At 69.2% G+C, this 4,315-nt stretch carries 3 protein-coding genes and 2 pseudogenes; 1 reads left to right on the top strand and 4 read right to left on the bottom strand.

Annotation, left to right across the window (positions count from 1 at the left end; all coding sequences use genetic code 11):
• Nucleotides 1-10: 10 nt before the first annotated feature.
• Nucleotides 11-88, top strand: a pseudogene (locus CCN39_RS52815) (hypothetical protein); the annotation flags it as partial.
• Nucleotides 89-271: 183 nt separating this feature from the next.
• On the opposite strand, the pseudogene CCN39_RS52100 reads toward CCN39_RS52815, so the two are convergent.
• The 4 genes and pseudogenes from CCN39_RS52100 to CCN39_RS36125 all read right to left on the bottom strand — a co-directional run.
• Nucleotides 272-877 (bottom strand): annotated as a pseudogene (locus CCN39_RS52100) (hypothetical protein); the annotation flags it as partial.
• 43 nt (nucleotides 878-920) lie between these two features.
• Nucleotides 921-2,360: a DUF1996 domain-containing protein gene (locus CCN39_RS36135; protein WP_086849753.1), complete on the bottom strand. Its 1,440-nt coding sequence runs from the start codon at nucleotides 2,358-2,360 to the stop codon at nucleotides 921-923.
• Between the two features lie 276 nt (nucleotides 2,361-2,636).
• On the bottom strand, nucleotides 2,637-3,425 hold the full coding sequence (locus CCN39_RS36130) for a zf-HC2 domain-containing protein (RefSeq protein ID WP_086849752.1): 789 nt from the start codon (nucleotides 3,423-3,425) through the stop codon (nucleotides 2,637-2,639).
• A gap of 7 nt (nucleotides 3,426-3,432) precedes the next feature.
• Nucleotides 3,433-3,993, bottom strand: coding sequence for a sigma-70 family RNA polymerase sigma factor (locus CCN39_RS36125; protein WP_086849750.1), 561 nt, complete (start codon nucleotides 3,991-3,993; stop codon nucleotides 3,433-3,435).
• Between the last annotated feature and the right edge of the window lie 322 nt (nucleotides 3,994-4,315).

Raw genomic sequence — 4,315 nt, 5'->3', positions numbered from 1 at the left:
CGACTCCGGACTGGTCGGCCGAATCCGCCGAGAGGACGGCACCACGCAGCTGACGGTCGGCGGCTGGCCGGCGTACACGTACGCATCGGACGACGAGCCGGGAACAGCAACCGGCCACGGCGCGGGCGGCACGTGGTACGCATTGGAACCCAACGGCTGCAAGGCCGACCAGTCCGGAGTCGATGCCCGCGGCGACCGTGATGCGGCCGTCCGCCGGTACCGGTGGCCACTTCGCAACGCAGGCCGCGTCGCAAGTGGACTTTCCGGAATCCTTGCCGTCCTTGGTGAACAGGTACAACGTCCGGCCCTCCGCGTCCGTGAGGACCTGGCCGAGACCGTCGACTTCGGCGGTCTCGAGGGTCGCCGGGTCGGCTTTGCGGCCCGCCGGGGTCACCGGCGCCCAGTCCGCGCTGACCTGCCGGCCGAGCGCGACGCCCGGCCCGGTGTCCTTCGCGTACCGGTAGACCGGCCAGCCGTCGATCGTCACCTGCTTGCGGCCGTCCGGCCGGGTGACCTGGCCGACCAGTCCGCTCTCGACCCCGGCCGCCACCGCCGGGACGTCGGAGACCAGCGGTGGCCACGTCATCGCGCACGGGCCGGCGCAGGTCGCCCGGGGCGGGTCGGCCGTGTCCTTCGCGTACCGGTAGAGCGTGTGCCCTTCGGCGTCGGCCAGTACCGTGCCCAGCCCGTCCACAGTGGACGAAATCAGCTGGGCCGCGGCGCCGGCCGGAACCGCGCTCGCCGGCTGCTGCTGCGCCCCGAGCACCACCGGCTGGACGGCTCCGGACGTGGCGTACGGGTTGGTCCCGCAGGCCGCGACCAGCGCGAGTCCGGCGACGGCGATCGGTGCGGCAACAGCCGGGCGAGCACGGTTCATCGGAAGTTCTCCTTCCCGCTTGCGAAGTGGCGCAACAAGGGCGTTATTCGGCGCAGACCTTGCCGGAGTTGATGCAGTTGACCAGGCGGCCCATGATCTGCTTGCTCATCACGTTCGCGAAGTCGTCGTGGTCGGACTTCGGGTTGTGCTCTTCCTGGGCGAACGCGTCCACTTTGTACTGCTTCTTCTGCTGGACGTCCTGCGGGACGTCGTACACCAGGGTGACCTGCAGCTGCGGCACGTTCTTGAACCCCTGCGGGCACTTGCCCTGCTGGTCGGCGAAGACGATGTGACTGCGGTGGTCCGCACTGTCGGTGTTCTTGCCGTCCCAGCAGTTCGGGAACGCGTGGATCCGCTCGACCTTGCTGCCCTGCGGGCAGATCGGGTACTTGTCGGTCAGCCGGTCCTCGAACCCGGTGCAGGTCCAGCTGGGCCGCGCGTTCTTCGGGCCGTTGGTGCTCTGCTTGGCGTCACCGTAGAGGATCTTCAGCCCGAGCGGCATCGCGACGACGTTCTGCGCGCCACCGCCGATGAACTTCAGCGTCGCGGACTCCGGCTCGATGATCTCGCCGTCGTTGTCGCCGACCTCTTCGTTCTCGCCCTGCGGACCGCCGAGCTCTTCCTGCTGCTGCGCCTGGTCCTTGTTCTGGCCCTGGTTCTGCTGCTGGTTCTTGTCCTGCTGGTTCTGGTTCTTGTCCTGCTGGTTCTGGTCCTGCTGCTGGTTGTTCTGGTCCTGCTGGTTGTTCTGGTCCTGCTGGTTGTTCTGGTCCTGCTGCTGGTTCTGCTGCTGGTCGCGCTGACGACGCTGCCGGTCCTGCTGCTGGCCGTCGTTCTGGTCGCCCTGCTGCTGGGCGCTCAGCCCGGTCCGGCCGCCGCCCTGACCCCGGCGCTCGCGCTGGTTCTGGTCCTGCGCGTCCTTGGCGTCCTGCGCGCTCTTGTCCTGCTGGACGTCGCCCGTCTTGCCCTGCTGTTCCTGCTTGGCCTGCTGGTTCTTGCTCTGGTTGGCCGCTTCGTCTTCGCGGTCGATGCGGATCACGGGCCAGAAGTACGCCGACTGGTCACCGTTCTTGCAGGTGGTGTCGCCGGCGAGCAGGCTCTTGAGGCTCGAGTCGGCGTCCGTCGTCACGTTGCCGACGTAGTCGTGCAGGTGCTGGGCGCCGTTCTTGATCCCGGGCTGCGCGATGAAGTTGTCCGGGTTGTGGTGCGCCCCGTCCGCGTTCGTTCCACAGTCGACGGTGAAGGAACCCTTGGCACCCTTCTGCTTCAAGGCCGCGTTCACGTTGCTGCCGGCGGGAACCTTGTTGATGTCGATGAAGAACGACGGGTCCGCGGGGTCCGCGCTGGCTTCGCCCGTGCGGCCCGCGCTGACCGCCACGGCGAGTGCGCCGACGGCGATCGCCAGGCCGATCGCACCCATCGCGATCTTGGTTCGGCGGGCAACGCGGTGCTTGCCCGTCACGGGGGACCGAGAATTCCGGGCCATAGACTAGTTCACCTCGTTCGTTATTCCGGGCGCGCGCCGGTGAGCGCGGCAGCCCGGGCAAGAACTACCGTTGATTGGAGCTCGAGATCGCACGGAACCCGAGTGGGGATGCTTGCGGTTCCGGCTGTCGGGATGCATCGGGGGATGCATTGGGGGATACGGACATGGGCGCCCCGAGGTTCAAAAGCGACCGGTCCGTTATCTGTTCGTTATCTACGGAAACGCAACCGGACAGCATTTACCCAGGTCACGACGTTTCACCGAAAAGAAAGAGATTCAGCGCTGGACGACGACGAGGACCGTGCCGTCCTCGCCGCGCACCTCGAACCGGCTGATCTGGTCCATCGCCAGGGAGACCGAACCCTGCAGCCGCAACGGCTCGGGCGAGCCGGGAATGCCGAACCCCTTGGGCGGCACCGACCAGCTGGAGACGACGCGCTCGGTCCCGGTGGCCGGGACGGCGACCAGCTGGCACTTCACCGGACCGACGATCCCGCGCAGCTCGAGCTCGACGCGGCTGCCCCACTCCACCGGCGAAACGGTGACCAGGGCACTGACGGCGGACCCGCCGCTGCCGCGGCCGTAGGTCTGGCCGCCGCCGGGCTGGCCCTGGGCGCCCGCGGGCGGTGCGGTGGACGTGGCCGGGACGCTCGTCGCCGGCGGGGGCTGCTTGTTGCCGGGAGCGGCGAGCGAGGCGGGCGGGACGGCGTCGGCCGGCCGGACCGCGAGGGTCACCAGCGGGCCGGCGATCACGGCCGCCGCGGCCGCGGCGCCGGCGAGGATGCCGATCCGGCGACGGCGGCGGCGCTTGACGGCGGCCTCTTCCATGAGGCCGCGCAGCACGCGGGGGCCCGGGGACAGGGTGCGCGGGCTGGGCGCGGGCATCGGGGGCTCCGGCCAGCTGCGCTTCACCAGGTCGAGGACGTCCGGCAGCTGGTAGAGCTCGATCAGGTCGAGCTGGCAGTGCGGGCAGTTCATCAGGTGGGCTTCGAACTGGGTGTTCTCGGCCTCGCTGAGGACGCCGAGCACGTAGGCGGCGACGTCGGTGTGCGGTGATCCGGCCACGCTCAGTTCACCCCCGCTCGCGCAGAGCCCGGCGCAGCGCGCGGACGGCGTGGTGGATGCGGGACTTCACGGTGCCCGGCGGCACGCCGAGGGTCGCCGCGACCTCGTTCACGGTCCGATCGCGCAGGTAGGTCTGCTGGATGGCCTCCCGCTGCTCGGGCGAAAGGCCCTGCAGCGCCTCGTAAACGATCATCGCGGCGAGCGTCCGGTCCGATTCGTCGGACACCGCGATCGCGTCGGATTCGATCTCCTCGAGCTCCTGGGGCCGGACGCTGCGGCTGCGCCAGCCGTCGATGACGATCCGCCGGGCCACCGTGAACAACCAGGCACGCAGCATCTCGGGCTGGCGGTCGAGCTTGTCCGCGTTCCGCCACGCCTTGATCAGGGTCTCCTGCACGACGTCCTCGGCCCACTGCCGGTCGTGGCCGGTCAGCCGCAGCGCGAACGCCATCAGGGACCCGCCGAACTCCTGGTAGAGCGCCTTCGCCAGATCGTCGCTGCCGTCGCCGGACTCGACGACGGCCTCCTGATCTCCGATGGATCTGAGCGCTCGGGTGTGCCGTCCCACGCGGGACATCCTGGTGGGCCGGACGGCCTACGTCCAGTACTTCCGGCCCGCAAACCGGGAGCAAAACTTTTTTGAACCGTTTCCGGACCGTGTCCGTATCCCCTACCGAAGACCCCGACCAGGCGTTGTCCCCCGCAACGCTCCGCATCCACTCCGGACCGAATGTCCACTGTGGATCTTTCGCGCCCTTTTCCGTTGCACTACCGGCAACAGCGCGTAGTCATGCCCCACGGAGGAGCAGTGATCCGCATTCCCCGCCCGGTGGTCCCCGCCGCCGTGTGCCTCACCGCACTCACCCTGCTCACCGCCTGTACCGCCGGCG

The sequence above is a fragment of the Amycolatopsis kentuckyensis genome, from assembly GCF_002155975.1.
GTDB classification, from domain to species: domain Bacteria; phylum Actinomycetota; class Actinomycetes; order Mycobacteriales; family Pseudonocardiaceae; genus Amycolatopsis; species Amycolatopsis kentuckyensis.
The sequence above is the reverse complement of the archived record's forward strand: the minus strand, read 5'-3'. Positions and strand labels throughout refer to the sequence as shown.